The sequence below is a fragment of the Dorea formicigenerans genome (assembly GCF_025150245.1).
Classification (GTDB): domain Bacteria; phylum Bacillota; class Clostridia; order Lachnospirales; family Lachnospiraceae; genus Dorea; species Dorea formicigenerans.
Genome location: NZ_CP102279.1, coordinates 395,789 through 409,885, shown reverse-complemented (window position 1 = coordinate 409,885; position 14,097 = coordinate 395,789). Strand labels below are relative to the sequence as shown.

General features: G+C 42.0%; 12 protein-coding genes. 1 reads left to right on the top strand and 11 read right to left on the bottom strand.

Annotated features, from left to right (window positions below; translation table 11 throughout):
• The 3 genes from NQ560_RS02140 to NQ560_RS02130 form a co-directional block, all read right to left on the bottom strand.
• Positions 1-1,086 (bottom strand): ABC transporter permease, encoded by a 1,086-nt coding sequence (locus NQ560_RS02140; protein ID WP_005332252.1) that lies wholly within the window; start codon positions 1,084-1,086, stop codon positions 1-3.
• Complete coding sequence (locus NQ560_RS02135) at positions 1,086-2,579, bottom strand: sugar ABC transporter ATP-binding protein (RefSeq protein WP_052302919.1); 1,494 nt, start codon at positions 2,577-2,579, stop codon at positions 1,086-1,088. The genes NQ560_RS02140 and NQ560_RS02135 overlap by 1 nt, the downstream gene beginning before the upstream one ends.
• A gap of 229 nt (positions 2,580-2,808) precedes the next feature.
• Positions 2,809-3,798, bottom strand: a complete 990-nt coding sequence (locus tag NQ560_RS02130; RefSeq protein ID WP_040015415.1) for an ABC transporter substrate-binding protein — start codon at positions 3,796-3,798, stop codon at positions 2,809-2,811.
• A 405-nt stretch (positions 3,799-4,203) separates the two neighbouring features.
• Here NQ560_RS02130 and NQ560_RS02125 point away from each other — a divergent pair, with 405 nt between their 5' ends.
• Positions 4,204-5,298 (top strand): GntR family transcriptional regulator, encoded by a 1,095-nt coding sequence (locus NQ560_RS02125; protein WP_040015416.1) that lies wholly within the window; start codon positions 4,204-4,206, stop codon positions 5,296-5,298.
• Here the strand turns inward: NQ560_RS02125 and NQ560_RS02120 are convergent.
• The 8 genes from NQ560_RS02120 to pstA all read right to left on the bottom strand — a co-directional run bounded on the left by NQ560_RS02120 (position 5,295) and on the right by pstA (position 14,097).
• Positions 5,295-6,917: a response regulator gene (locus tag NQ560_RS02120; RefSeq protein ID WP_005332260.1), complete on the bottom strand. Its 1,623-nt coding sequence runs from the start codon at positions 6,915-6,917 to the stop codon at positions 5,295-5,297. The two genes, NQ560_RS02125 and NQ560_RS02120, sit on opposite strands and share 4 nt — an antisense overlap.
• A 99-nt stretch (positions 6,918-7,016) precedes the next feature.
• The gene (locus NQ560_RS02115) at positions 7,017-8,033 is read right to left on the bottom strand and encodes an ABC transporter substrate-binding protein (RefSeq protein ID WP_005332262.1); all 1,017 of its coding nucleotides are present in this window, start codon (positions 8,031-8,033) and stop codon (positions 7,017-7,019) included.
• Entirely contained in the window at positions 8,017-9,540 is a 1,524-nt protein-coding gene (locus tag NQ560_RS02110) for a sensor histidine kinase (RefSeq protein WP_259816077.1), read from the bottom strand. Before NQ560_RS02110 ends, NQ560_RS02115 begins: the two co-directional genes overlap by 17 nt.
• A 102-nt stretch (positions 9,541-9,642) precedes the next feature.
• Positions 9,643-10,959, bottom strand: a complete 1,317-nt coding sequence (locus NQ560_RS02105) for a sensor histidine kinase (RefSeq protein ID WP_040015417.1) — start codon at positions 10,957-10,959, stop codon at positions 9,643-9,645.
• A 150-nt stretch (positions 10,960-11,109) separates the two neighbouring features.
• On the bottom strand, positions 11,110-11,784 hold the full coding sequence (locus tag NQ560_RS02100; RefSeq protein WP_005332268.1) for a response regulator transcription factor: 675 nt from the start codon (positions 11,782-11,784) through the stop codon (positions 11,110-11,112).
• Positions 11,781-12,434, bottom strand: coding sequence for a phosphate signaling complex protein PhoU (phoU, locus tag NQ560_RS02095; RefSeq protein ID WP_005332269.1), 654 nt, complete (start codon positions 12,432-12,434; stop codon positions 11,781-11,783). Before phoU ends, NQ560_RS02100 begins: the two co-directional genes overlap by 4 nt.
• A gap of 3 nt (positions 12,435-12,437) precedes the next feature.
• Positions 12,438-13,205 (bottom strand): phosphate ABC transporter ATP-binding protein PstB, encoded by a 768-nt coding sequence (gene pstB, locus NQ560_RS02090; protein ID WP_040015418.1) that lies wholly within the window; start codon positions 13,203-13,205, stop codon positions 12,438-12,440.
• 16 nt (positions 13,206-13,221) lie between these two features.
• Positions 13,222-14,097: a phosphate ABC transporter permease PstA gene (gene pstA, locus NQ560_RS02085; protein WP_005332271.1), complete on the bottom strand. Its 876-nt coding sequence runs from the start codon at positions 14,095-14,097 to the stop codon at positions 13,222-13,224.

Below are 14,097 nucleotides of genomic sequence, written 5' to 3'. Positions count from 1 at the left end.
CTAAGCTACCTCCTTCTTTGCCTGCATTTTCTTTGTAAATGAAGCAAATTTCTCACGTACGACCGGTGCACTGATTACAACCAGAATGATTACTACAACTGCCTTGTAAGCAGAGATTGCATCGGATTTTACATTGAATTTATAAAGTGTTGTTGTCAAAAACTGAATGACGTATGCTCCGAGAATTGAAGCTGTCATGTTAAATTTACCACCGCTTAAGGAGTTTCCTCCGAGGGCTACTGCCAGGATTGCATCCATCTCAATATCCTTCGCAATAACAGAATAGTTAATGGAAGAAATACGGCTGACCTTGATCAGTCCTGCCACTGCCACGCAAAGTCCTAAGATTACAAAGCTTAAGAATTTGATAAATGCAGGATTCAGACCGTTCAATCTGGAAGAATGCTCATTGATTCCAACCGCCTGTGTGTATAATCTGAGATTTGTAAATTTCATGGCCAGTGCGATCACGATCATACATGCAACTGCAATGAAAAATGGTGTCGGAATCGGGATTCCCGGAATAAATCCTCCAAAGTATGCAAATGTCGGATCACTGACGACCGGAAGTTCATTGTTATTAATCCATGCTGCGATAGAACGTCCTGCTGTGTATAGAATCAGGGTCGCTACCATCGGCTGAATCTTGAAGCCTGCAACAAGGATACCGTTAAATGCACCGAATAACATGGATACAACGCATGCTACTAAAAATGCTACAATGATCGGAGCCTGAAGTTTGTCCGGTCTGGAATTTGTTCCACAGAGTACTCGTAAGATCACGGAACCCGCAATAGCAATTCCGGCGCCCACACTGATATCCTGTCCGCCGGAAGCCGCTGTTACAAGGGTCATTCCTATTGCAAGAATTGCAAGCTCTGAGCCATAGTCAAGAATTGTAATCAGATATCCGGATAATACATGGTTTCCGGCACTGTTGACGTCCATGGAAATCTTGTAAAATGACGGGTCTGCAATTAAGTTAAATACAGCGAGCAGAAGAAGCGCCGCAATCGGAATCAGAATCTGCTTACCGCTGAACATATTCATAATATTTTTTGATTTTTTTGTTGTAGTGTTCTGCATTATTCTTTGTCACCTCCGGCAATTGTGTCCATGATACTGCTCTGTGACAATTCCTCTCCTGAAAGCTCTCCGACTTTCTTTCGGTCTCTCATGACAATCAGTCTGGAACATGTACGAAGCATCTCATCTGTCTCAGAAGAAATAAATGTTACACTCATACCTTCTGATGCAAGCTTAAGTACTAATTTCTGAATTTCAACCTTAGTACCGATATCAATACCTCTGGTTGGCTCATCGAGAATCAGATATTCCGGGTGAGTCAGAAGCCATCTTGCCAGAATTACTTTCTGCTGATTACCACCGGATAGTGATTTGATCGGTGTGTCTGCGGAAGCGGTCTTGATTTCCAGGAGCTTGATATATTCATCTGCAAATTTATTTGCCTGTGCTTTTGAAAATGGTTTGAAGAATCCACGAAGCACCTGTGCCGCCAGAATGATATTGTCTCTGACTGACAGATCTCCGACAATTCCGTCTCTCTTACGGTCTTCCGGAAGATATGCGATTCCCTGCTTCATAGCATCAAGTGGTTTATTGATTTTTACTACTTTTCCGCTTTTCTTTACTGTACCGCCAGTCACACGATCTGCTCCGAAGATTGCACGCACGCACTCGCTTCGTCCAGATCCGAGAAGTCCGGTAAATCCATTGACTTCTCCTTTTCTTATATTAAAATCAAATGGTTTGATTCCGGCATTGCTCTGTAAGCCTTCCACTTCAACGACCGGTGGAATGGACTCATCTGCCTCATAGACCAGACTTTCATCTTTAATATCCGCCTCATCGTCCAGTTCTTTACCAAGCATCTTGGCTACCAGCTTGACTCTCGGGAGATCCTTGATTTCATATTCACCTACTAATTTTCCGTCACGGAGAACCGTGATTTTATCACACACTTCATATACCTGATCCAGGAAATGTGTTACGAATATAATTCCAACACCTCTGGAACGTAAGTCTCTCATGAGTCCGAATAATTTTTCTACTTCCTGTTCATCAAGGGAAGATGTCGGCTCATCGAGAATCAGTACTTTACAGTCCATATCGACCGCACGGGCAATTGCTACCATCTGCTGGATCGCGATAGAGCAACTGGAAAGCTGCTGTGTTGCTTTTGCGGGAATATCCAGTGATTTCAGAATCTTATCCGCGTCCGCATTCATCTTCTTCCAGTTCTGTCCGATTCCTTTTCCACGTCCGATGTACATGTTCTCTGCCACGGAAAGGTTCGGACAGAGTGTAATCTCCTGGTACACCGTACTGATTCCAAGATTCTGTGCGTCTTGTGGAGAACGGATTGCAACTGCTCCTTCATGTTCCTTCAGGAAGATATCTCCACCGTCTTTTTCATAAACTCCGGTCAGAACCTTGATCAAGGTTGACTTACCTGCACCATTCTCTCCCATCAATGCATGAATCTCTCCCTCACACAATGTGAAATCTACTGCCTGCAGTGCCTTGACTCCCGGGAAACTTTTATAGATATTTTTCATTTCCAATACAGAATTCTCTTTCACCAGCGTACTCACCTCTTCATTCTTACTTACTGTTTTTGCTTATTATTTTCTATCTCTTTTCGGGTTTGTTTTCCTTTTAAGAGAAAATGCGCGACGCCGCGTATTTTTTTATTTTTTCTTACGCTGCGCCGCGCGACTTAACACATTTTTTCTACATTTTGATGCCTGTGGATTACGACCTGTTGCGCACTCCCACAATCCATCATTAGATACCGAACTGATCTACATCGTCCTGTGTGATTGTTGTTGCATCGAATCCCTTCTCGTCCATGATGATTGTCTTCTCGTCAATCTTCTCACCAGACTCAAGTTTCTTGATAACATCTTCGATGTAGGAAGCCTGATAAGGGTTGCACTGTCCATCATAGTTCCAGTTCTGGTTCAGAAGTTCTTCTAATGCCCATTTGTTGCAGTCAAATCCCATAACGATAACATCTTTTCCAACACCGTGGGAGATATTTGCTTTGTCAAGAGCTGCTACAGCACCTTTAGCCATATCGTCGTTCTCTGCATAGATTACATTGAATGCCTGTCCGGAATCGATAACGGACTGTACAATCTGCTGTGCTTTCTCTGCATTCCACTCTGCTGTCTGCTCTGTTACAATGTTCCATCCCTCAGATTTTGCTGTATCTGCAAGTGCGCCAGAACGTCCTTTCTGAGCTGCTGATCCCATAACACCCTGAATATGAATGATGTTATACTCAGGTAATTTCTGGTCTTTTAACCAGTTTGCTGCTGTCTCACCTTCTTTTTCCATGTCGGATACGATAGATGCTGCATACAGGCTTTCGTCTGCATCAATTGTACGGTCGAACAGAATAACCTGTGTACCTGCGTCCTGAGCGTCTTTCAGGACACTGTCCCAACCTGCTGTATCAGCAGCGGAGAGAAGCAAGTAATCAACACCGTCCTGGATAAACTTCTGAGCTGATGTAATCTGCTCATCATTCTTTAAGCTGTAAGCGAATGAAGCGTCATATCCATTCTCTTTTGTAAATGTTGCTTTTAAGTCTTTATCATTTGCTGTACGATATCCGGATTCGTTTGGATCGTTGTTGATGATACCAACTTTGATCAGTCCGTCACCAGAATCGGATTTTGCGCCGTCAGCTGTTTCTTTTGATCCTCCGCAGCCTACAAGTCCAATGACCATCATAGATGCGAGTAAAACTGAGATAATTTTTTTCTTCATAATCTTCCTCCTGATCTTCCTGATTATTTTTACATCAGTTACTTTATTCTGTTTTTGAAAGGCCTCTCTTTTTCTTGATTTCACTATAGCATTCCACCTGTTTGTCCGCAATTATGAAAATAGCTATTTTTAAAAGTTTATCAGTTATTTACAATACAACTTTTTTGTATTAAAATATCAAATAAATACAAGTTTATTTTTGATGTTTACTATTCTCAGATAAACAGTGATTTTCTTTTGATATCGTTGTTTTTTTGACATATTTTATGTGGATTTTTACATTTTACAGTCGTTATCTTTGTAGTTGTTTTACATAAAAGTTTGATTTTTTCAGGGGAACGTTAGATTTTCTCAGATTTTTTTATGTTAAGAAAAGATAATTTTTTTCAAAAAGGAGATTTTTTTATGGCGATTAAATACAAATGGCTGGCCGGAACGCTCCGGGATCTGATTAAAAAAGATGTGAAAAATCAAATTAATAAGCTGCCATCAGAACAGGAGCTGTGCAGACGTTATCATGTCAGCCGCCAAACCGTAAGGCAGGCTCTGAATCTTCTTACACAGGAAGGTCTAATTGAAAAGCGCCATGGAAGCGGCAGTTATATTACCGGACATTCTGCAAATCTGTCTGATGACCAGATTGCTATTTTGATTTCTGATGATTCCAATTATATTTATCCCGGTGTATTAGATGATATTCAGGGAACACTTCGAAAATATCATTTTTCATCACAGGTTCATATTACGAAAAATGAAACTTATGAAGAGCGCAAGATTCTGACAAAACTCTTATCTGCGCCACCACGGGGAATCATTGTGGAAGGATCCAGAAGTTATCTGCCGAATCCGAATCTGGATCTGTACCGTGCACTTCAAAAAAAGAACTGCCGCTTTGTCTTTTTACATAATTACTATCAGAATTTCAGTCAGATCCCTTTTGTAAAAGACGACAATTTTTCCGGAAGCCGCCAGCTTACAGAGTATCTTCTTTCCCAGGGACATACAGCAATTGGCGGCATCTTTCACTCTGACGACCTGCAGGGTGCAGAACGCTTTCAAGGATTTATGGAGACTATGCGTAACCAGGGGCTTCCTGTCCCGGATTCCAGAGTCGGCTGGTTCAACTCTCATGATCTGGACCACCTGCAGCGTTTTCAGGACACTGGGTTCTTAAAAAAAATCGTGCAGGACTCCTTGGAATCCTGCACGGCTGTCGTCTGTTATAATGATATGATTGCATATTTTTTAATTAAAGAACTGAATCTGGCCGGATACCATCTGCCTGATGATATGGCAATCGGAGCCTTTGATAATACTTACTTAAGCAACTCCCAGATTCTGACCCTGACTACTTTATCCCACAAATCCCATGAAATGGGCACTGCCGCTGCCAACATGATAATCCAGCAGCTCAAAGGAATTCCTGTCACATTTTTAGAAGTCCCATGGACTCTGATTCCAAAAGGAAGTACACCGGACAACCTTCTGGATAACCTTTAGTTCTTCTTTCCATTCCGGTAATCTCTCGGGCTGACTCCCTGCGTTTTCTTAAATACAAAGCTGAAATAATGGGAGTCTTTGTAGCCCACCGTTGCTGCAATCTCTGCGGTTGCCACAGTCGTATCCCGCAACAGCTTTCTTGCTTTTTCCATACGCTTTTCTGTCACGTATTCGGTAAATGTCTTCTCCATGCTCTGACTAAAGATAGAACTTAAGTAATTGGCATTAACCTGAACTTCACATGCCACATTTCCAAGTGTCAGCGACTCTTCGGTGTAATGATTCTGAATATATTCCAGTGCTCTTCGAAGAGTGTTGCCGCCCTGTGAATCGCTGTCCTTATCACGAATCTCTATCGCTATCTGAAGCATTTTTACAAAGTACTCAAAAACCTCTTCTGACTCCATATGAATATTCTGTGCATACTCGCCAATGGCCTGTAGATATTCTTCCTTTGAACCTCCGACTGACTCCACATAAGACAAAATCGTAAAGCGGATATTCAGCACTACATATTCGCAGAACATTCTGGATTTCAAGGCTTCGCTGATGCCCCCAAGATAGGACTCAACAAAATTGTAAATCTCCCCCTGGATACCCCTTGCCAGAAAATCCAGAATTACGTCCGGCGCCACTTTTGATGTGTCGACTGTCACTGCTGCCTGATTATTTTCTTCCTGGTTCGCCATATATTTTGACAGATTTTCCTCTGTCAGCACATGCATCTGTGGCAGAACAAAACGGTACGCAAGGCAATGACTGGCGCTCTTGTAACATTCTTTGAGCATACTCAGCCGCTCTACCGGTTTTCCTGCAGCCACGTACCAATCCATTTTTTCCAGCGCCTTCTCACATATCTTCCGGACATAATCCAGTGCCTTGTCTGTCTCCTTTTCAACGTTATCCTGATCTGATTTTATTAAGACTCCATAACAGTTTACATTCCACCGGAATACCTGATACTGTGGACACCTCAGAAAATAGTGCAGGATTTCTTCCTGCTGCCGCAAAAACTGCTCTACTTCCAGCTCCGACTGGTTCTTCCGGTGCTCCTGCAAATATATGAAAATCAGGTTATAGCTGGACGCTGTCAGCTCCATTTCAAGCTTGGCCGCCTCATCATAGATTTCTTTGACAGACATTTTCCCTTCCAGTACTTTTTCAAAGAAAATCCGTCTGGAAAACTGTTCATATTCATGCATTTCATTCTGAAGCATCGTCTGGTAATCTTCCTGTTCTGCATCCTGTTCAATCTTTTCTTTTAATTCCTGAAGCACTTTTCTTAAGTTCATTCTCGTCACAGGTTTCAGCAGATACTGATCTACCCCGATGGAAATGGCTTCTCTTGCATACTCAAAGTCATCATACCCGCTGATGATAATAATCTTTGTTCTTGGGAGTTCTTCCCTCACGATTCGACTCAATGACAGCCCGTCCATGAACGGCATCTTAATATCTGTGATCAGCACATCCGGTTTCGTCTTTCGTATAAGCGGAAGTGCCATTTCACCATCCGCTGCCTCCCCGACAAACCGATAGCCATACTGTTCCCACGGAATATTGTCTCTTAGACCTTCTCTGATTAAAGTTTCATCTTCTGCCAGAAATACTTTTAACATCACATCTTCACCCTTTTTTTAATCTACTCTTGTTCGAAATTCTGCTCTATGCTATGAATCCAATCTATTCCATAATTTCATAGAAATTTCGTTACAGATTTAGTAGGTTCGGTCATTCAACACACTCAACACATTTTTCTGTGTAAATACTTTTTCTTCCACGTAATTATCCTTTTCTATGCTCTGTCCTGTCTCCAGTGCCTGAATGATTTCTTCGATATATTTTCCCTGATATGGATTACATTCCACATCAACATTAATTGCCCCTGTCTTCACCTTTTCCAGCGCTTTCTTCGTTCCGTCAAAAGATATCACAGTGATATCTCCGCCTGTTCCGGTCGTCCTTCCTGCCGACTGAATTGCCTCCAGCGCACCAAAAGTCATGTCATCATTTTGGGATACAAGCACGTCAATCTCTGGATAAGTGTTCAGAAGCCTGCGCATTTCCTCTTCGCCTTTTGCCGTTGTGAAATCTGCATTTGTCTGCTCCAGAATATTCCAGTTTTCATGTTTTGCAGCTATCTCTTCAAATCCTTGTGTTCTTCCGAACATAGCTGTTGTTCCGGCAGTTCCCTGCAATACAACAATGTTCACCTGATCATCATTAAAACGCTGTCCTTTCAGATAATCTTCCAGCCATTTTCCCGCATTTCTTCCTTCTTCTACAAAATCAGAACCAACCCACGCTGTATATAGAGATTCGTCTTTCACGTTAATTTTCCTGTCCATCAAAATAACCGGAATCTCTGCCTCCCTTGCTTCCCGCAGTACAGTATCCCATCCATCCTCTACAATCGGAGAAAATACAATATAGTCCACTCTCTGGGAAATGAAGCTCCGAAGTGCTTTTATCTGGTTCTCCTGCTTCTGCCTTGCATTTTTAAAAATCAGAAAATACCCATTCTCTTTTGTTAATGTCTCCTTTACAGACCTTGTGTTAGCGGTCCGCCAGACTGACTCACTTCCTTCTTGAGAGACTCCAACTACAATTAAATTGTCATCGGTCGGCGTTCTTGTATCTTCCGCTTCGGGTTCCTGTCCGGCACAACCAGTAAGCAGTGCGAGTACGGCTAATACAATGATTACCTTTCGAAAAATCTTATTTTTCCGCTTCATTTTCTGCCTCCTCGCTTCTAGTGCTTTGTTTGCCTGCTTCCGGTTTTTCCGGATTATCTGTGATTGCCGGAATTTCAATCGTAATTCTCGTTCCGCTTCCTTTTTCAGACCAGATTTTCATACCAAATTCTGCTCCAAAATACATACGGATTCTTTCATTTACATTTGCAAGTCCAAATCCGCTTTCCGTTTCTTTACATGGTCTGGAAATTTCTTTTCCCAGTTTCTTTAATTCATCTTCATCCATGCCGACACCGTCATCAGCTACTGTCAGATAAAGATTTTCTCCCTCTTTCGTTCCTGTGATCTCAATCATTCCCCGGGAACGTTTATATTTAATTCCATGATATAACGCATTTTCCACAAGTGGCTGCAACGTAAGTTTTGGAATCTGATACTCATAAATTTCAGGATCTATATAAATATGGTAATCCAAAATGTCATGATACCGTTTTTCCTGAATCTGCAAGTAGCTGCTGATGTGCTGCTCTTCTTGTCGGATTGTGATAAATTCTTTTCCCTTACTGAGTACAAGACGGAAAAATTCAGATAAAGTTACAACCATCTCCACTGCTTCGTCCGGCTCATTTCCTTCAATCAGCCACACAATATTGTCCAGTGTATTATAGAGGAAATGTGGATTAATCTGCTCCTGCAGAAGTCTCAAATCTGCCTTCCTCATTTTCTGCTCGTCCTCTCTAACTTTCACAACCAAAGTCTGGATATTGCCTGCCATATCGTTGAACCTATCAGCCAGCACCGCAATCTCATCCCTGGAATCCACATCTGCCCTTGCATCTAGATCCCCTTTTGAAATTCTTCCAGCCGCCTGTGCCAACACCTGAATCGGACGCAACATGCCTGTTGTAATCTGCATGACTGCCATAACAAGACCAATGGTCAGGACCGCGATCAGACATGCACAGATAATGATAAATGTCCGAATCTGTGTATTCAGCGTATCCGTCACCTTTTCCATACTTTCCGTTTGATAATAAATATAATACTGAATATCATCCTGAATCAATTCAGTTAAAATATAAATATTATCATCCAGTTCTTTGATGTTACTGTCATAAGTACCACCCACATGAATATTCTGCACCAGATCATCGACCCGATTCTCCAGCGTGTCAATATTTCGGAGCAGACTATCTAGCCATAATTTACTTTCGGTATCCGTTGTAATTTTCTTCAAATTTCTAAATTCCTTGCGCAGATTCTTAATCAGGACATAGGGACTTTTTAATTCTTCCGCATCGTCAAAGTCATCTACTGTAACATATCCAACAACCATTTTATAAAGACTTTCATCCATCTCTTCTTTAAAATCCAGATTATAATTATTTGCAATAGTACGATTCTGTACAATCTTATTATATGTATGATTGTAGTTTGACATGGAAATGAGCAAATATATAGATATAGCAAGAAAAGGCAACGCCGCCACAAGCGTTACCCCTAGTATTTTCTTTCGAATTGAAAATTTTACATCCTGTCTATCCATTTGATACTTCCTTAATTCATCATTTTTTATCATTGTATCATTTTCAATTCTTAAACGCAATTAGGGACATAGTCAATCAACGCTTGACTACATCCCTTAATATTAAAATGTCAATTCCATCCTCGTTCCTTTTCCCAACTCGCTATCTACATGGATCTTTGCATTGTGCAATATTGCGCCATGTTTTACGATAGATAGTCCCAGTCCGGTTCCGCCAATTTCTTTTGAGTGGCTCTTATCTACGCGATAAAACCGCTCAAAGATTCGTTCCTGCTGCTCTTTTGGAATTCCGATTCCTGTATCTGTTACGATAATTTTCTTTCCATTCAGTGTGTTGCCGACCCAGATGCGGATCTCTCCGCCTTCTTTGTTATATTTGATGGCATTTTCACAAATATTGTAGACCATCTCATCTAAAATCTGCCGGACTCCATTGTAAATAACGGATTCCCCGGTCAGTTCCATGTGGACTTTCTTCGCCGAAGTCTGTGGCGCCAGGCGGCTTATAATTTCTCTTGTCAGCTCATAGAGGTCTATATCTTCTTTCTCCAGTTCGACTTTTCCTTCGTCCAGATGTGATAACTTGATGATATCTTCTACTAATGTAATCAATCGCCTTGCCTCGTTGTAAATTTTCTCTGAGAAACGTGGCATATCTTCAGGTTTCACAATTCCGCTCTTCATAATCTCGGCATAACCTGAAATTGAGGTAAGCGGCGTTTTCAGTTCATGAGACACATTTGCCGAAAATTCTTTTCGCATATTGGCAATGGCTTCTTTTTCTTTGTTCTGCTTATCAATGCTCTCCAGAAGCGGTGTCAGCTCTTCATAGACTTCGTTTTCCAGAGGTTCCTCCAAATCCAGTTCATTAATTGGTCGAATCAGCTTTGCCACCTGCTGTCTGGAAAGCAGATATGCAAATGCAAGAGCCACAACTGCGATCAATCCCATAATCGGCAGGATTGAAATTGCTGTGTGAAGCGCTGTGTTCATAGTTTTGGATACACGAAGTACATTTCCATCCGGAAGAAGCTTTGCATAATAGAACATTTCCTTGCTCATCGTCATGGATCTTCTGACTTCCTGACCAGTACCATTCTTATGGGCAGCCTTGATTTCCGGACGATTCTTGTGGTTCTGTAAAGTCACCGCGTCTTCCGTAGAATCGTACAGAACATCGCCTGCCGGATCAATCAAGGTAATTCTTGTATTCTTTTCTACCTCGTCCATCTGCTTTAAGTAATCTGTCCCGGATATCTCGATTGCCTTTACAATATAATCCGCTTCCTGCCGCGTCTCCCGCTCCATTAAACCTACATTCTGTCTGTAGATAACCAGTGTGGTCAGCGCATATGCCGCCAGAAGCGTCACTGTGATGACCATGATCATACTATGTTGAATTTTGCTTCTAAGTTTCATATGCGTACCTTTCCAAGCGGGCTTGCGCCTCGCTTTGGGGACGGGTGAGCCTCTTGAGCGGGCTTGCGCCTCGCTTTGGGGACGGGGCATACTCGCCTTGGCTCCGTTGCTCCCGTCCCCTTCTCGTCCCCTGTTATTCTATATTATCTCTTATTCACTCATGCGGTATCCGACGCCACGGACTGTTTCGATCTTCTCTCCGCTTTTGCCAAGTTTTTGTCTGAGTGTTCTTACATGTACATCGACAGTTCTTGTCTCACCGTCGAAATCGTATCCCCAGATGTCTTCCAGCAGACAGTCTCGTGTCATGACAATGTTCGGGTTCTTCATAAGGCGCTTCAAAAGTTCATACTCTTTAAGCGTCAATGTCACAACTTCTCCATCTGCAGTTACTTCATGTTTTTTCGTATTCATCTCAATGTCACCAAGAACAATGACGTCCTGTGGATCCTGTGTATCTTTCTGTGTTCTTCGAAGGACTGCTTTGATTCTGGATACAAGCTCCATCATTCCAAATGGTTTGGTCACGTAATCGTCTGCCCCGGCATCCAGTGCTTTTACTTTATCGTATTCTGCACCTTTTGCTGTCAACATAATGACCGGAATATCACGGTTCTTCGGTGACGCTTTTAATTTGCTTAAAAGCTCCAGCCCATCCATTCCCGGAAGCATAATATCTAATAAGATCAATTCCGGTGTCTCCAGTGCCAGCGCTTCTAAAAATTCCTTTCCATCCTCAAAACCACGCGCTTTAAAGCCCGTGGTCTCAAGTGTATATATGACTAATTCTCGAATGTTACTATCGTCTTCTACACAAAATATCATACTTTGCTCTCCTTGTGGATTCCTGTAATTGAAAATTCTACCCACTCTGCAATATTGGTCGCATGATCTGCAATTCTCTCCAGGTATTTTGCGACCATGATCAGATCAATGGCTTCCTTTCCACCTTCTCCGCTATTCTTGGAAATGTAATCAATCAGCTGTTTTTTATTTTCCTCGAACATCTCATCTACAACATCATCGTATTCGATAACAGCACGTGACAACTCCAGGTCTTTTTCCACATAAGCATTCACACTGTCCCGAACCATCTTTGCTGCTGCTTCAGACATCTTCACAATAACCGGAATATCTGCTGCCTCAGCCTTCTTTTCAGAAATAATAATCTCCGCAATATCAGATGCCTGATCTCCGATTCGTTCCATGTCTGTGATCATCTTAAGTGCCGCTGAAATCTGGCGAAGATCTCTTGCTACCGGCTGCTGCTGTAACAGAAGCTTCAGACAAAGACGTTCGATGTCTTTTTCTAACTGGTCAATCTCTTCATCTGCCTCCTGGACAGATTTCGCCTCATCAATCTTACCATCTTCCAAAGCCTTCGTTGCTCTGGTAATTGCAATCTCACACATCTCTCCCATATGGGTCAGCTGGCTGTTGAGACGTTCCAGCTGCATATCAAACTTATTACGCATATCTTAACCGAACCTCCCTGTAATATAGTCTTCTGTACGCTTGTCAGAAGGAATAGAGAATAATTTTTCTGTATCGTTATACTCGATCACTTCGCCCAACAGGAAGAATGCAGTATTGTCAGATACACGGACAGCCTGCTGCATATTGTGAGTTACCATGACAATAGTATAATCTTTTTTCAGTTCCATCGCAAGGTCTTCAATCTTAGATGTTGAAATCGGATCCAGTGCAGAAGTTGGTTCGTCCATCAATATGACTTCCGGCTCTACCGCAAGTGTTCTTGCGATACAAAGTCTCTGCTGCTGTCCACCGGAAAGTCCAAGCGCACTTTTATGAAGCCTGTCTTTTAATTCATCCCAGATAGCTGCCTGTCTTAAGCTTCGCTCCACAATCTCATCCAACTGCGATTTTTTCTTGATTCCGGCAATTCTTGGGCCATATGCCACATTGTCATATACGCTCTTCGGAAAAGGATTTGGCTGCTGAAATACCATTCCGACACGGTAACGCAAAGTAATTTCATCCATATCCTTATAAATATCTGTGCCATCAAGCAGCACCTTTCCATCGATCTTACAATTCTCTACCAAGTCATTCATGCGGTTCAAAGTCTTTAAAAATGTAGACTTTCCACATCCGGACGGCCCGATAAAAGCAGTAATCTTATTTGCTTCAATCTGCATATTTACATCTTTTAATGCATGAAAACCACCATAATGCAGATTCAGATTACTGATATCAAATTTATATTTTTTTGATTGATCTGCCATAATTTTTTTATCCTTTCTACACACTTTCACCTGACGTCTTTTTATTGATATGTCGGCTCAAGGCATTTGCCCCGATACTAAATAACAGAACGAGGATCATCAAAACTGCCGCTGACAGATTGGCAAGATTCGGATCTTGTCCATTGATCTGTAAGCCCCAAATCTGTAATGATAACGTCTCTGCCGGACGGAATATATTTAACGGACAGGTCGGTGCTGCCAGGTTCCAATTACCCCAACGGATATCTGTTCCGGAACCAGTTGTATAAAGAAGCGCTGCCGCCTCACCAAATCCTCTTCCTGCTGCCAATATCACACCCGTCATAATTCGTGGAATACAGGCCGGAAGAAGTACGTGATAGATGGATTGCCACCTCGTTGCACCAAGTCCCAAACTTGCCTGAAGATAATCATCTGGCAGTCCATTAATCGCATCCTCTGTCGTCGTTGTAATAACTGGAATTGCCAGTATGGAAATGGAAAGTGCTCCGGCAAGAAGACTTTTTCCAAGTCCGAAAAACACAAGGAATACCAGATATCCAAACAAACCAACTACGATAGATGGTAATGAGGAAAGTGTCTCGATGCAGATGCGAAGAAACTTGGTCAAAAATCCTTTTTTTGCATACATAGACAGATAAATTCCTGCAGTTACTCCAAGCGGTACGGAAAATACCAGTGATATGAATACAAGATAAATCGTATTGAATAACTGGTTTCCAATACTTCCTTTTCTCAGAAAGCGGAACATTTCCGGAGTCGCACCGCTGAATCCTTTTATAATCACATAAGATGCAAATGAAATCAAAAGTGCAAAAAAGAAAACTGCGATCAGATAGAATACGCCTGTCATTACGCTATTGGTTCCACGCGCACGTTTTATTCTGTTCAT

Bases quoted from the DNA above. Each gene is read 5' to 3' on its own strand.
- NQ560_RS02140 (WP_005332252.1), bottom strand. From the start codon at position 1,086: ATGCAGAACACTACAACAAAAAAATCAAAAAATATTATGAATATGTTC.
- NQ560_RS02135 (WP_052302919.1), bottom strand. From the start codon at position 2,579: ATGAAAAATATCTATAAAAGTTTCCCGGGAGTCAAGGCACTGCAGGCA.
- NQ560_RS02130 (WP_040015415.1), bottom strand. From the start codon at position 3,798: ATGAAGAAAAAAATTATCTCAGTTTTACTCGCATCTATGATGGTCATT.
- NQ560_RS02125 (WP_040015416.1), top strand. From the start codon at position 4,204: ATGGCGATTAAATACAAATGGCTGGCCGGAACGCTCCGGGATCTGATT.
- NQ560_RS02120 (WP_005332260.1), bottom strand. From the start codon at position 6,917: ATGTTAAAAGTATTTCTGGCAGAAGATGAAACTTTAATCAGAGAAGGT.
- NQ560_RS02115 (WP_005332262.1), bottom strand. From the start codon at position 8,033: ATGAAGCGGAAAAATAAGATTTTTCGAAAGGTAATCATTGTATTAGCC.
- NQ560_RS02110 (WP_259816077.1), bottom strand. From the start codon at position 9,540: ATGGATAGACAGGATGTAAAATTTTCAATTCGAAAGAAAATACTAGGG.
- NQ560_RS02105 (WP_040015417.1), bottom strand. From the start codon at position 10,959: ATGAAACTTAGAAGCAAAATTCAACATAGTATGATCATGGTCATCACA.
- NQ560_RS02100 (WP_005332268.1), bottom strand. From the start codon at position 11,784: ATGATATTTTGTGTAGAAGACGATAGTAACATTCGAGAATTAGTCATA.
- phoU (WP_005332269.1), bottom strand. From the start codon at position 12,434: ATGCGTAATAAGTTTGATATGCAGCTGGAACGTCTCAACAGCCAGCTG.
- pstB (WP_040015418.1), bottom strand. From the start codon at position 13,205: ATGGCAGATCAATCAAAAAAATATAAATTTGATATCAGTAATCTGAAT.
- pstA (WP_005332271.1), bottom strand. From the start codon at position 14,097: ATGAACAGAATAAAACGTGCGCGTGGAACCAATAGCGTAATGACAGGC.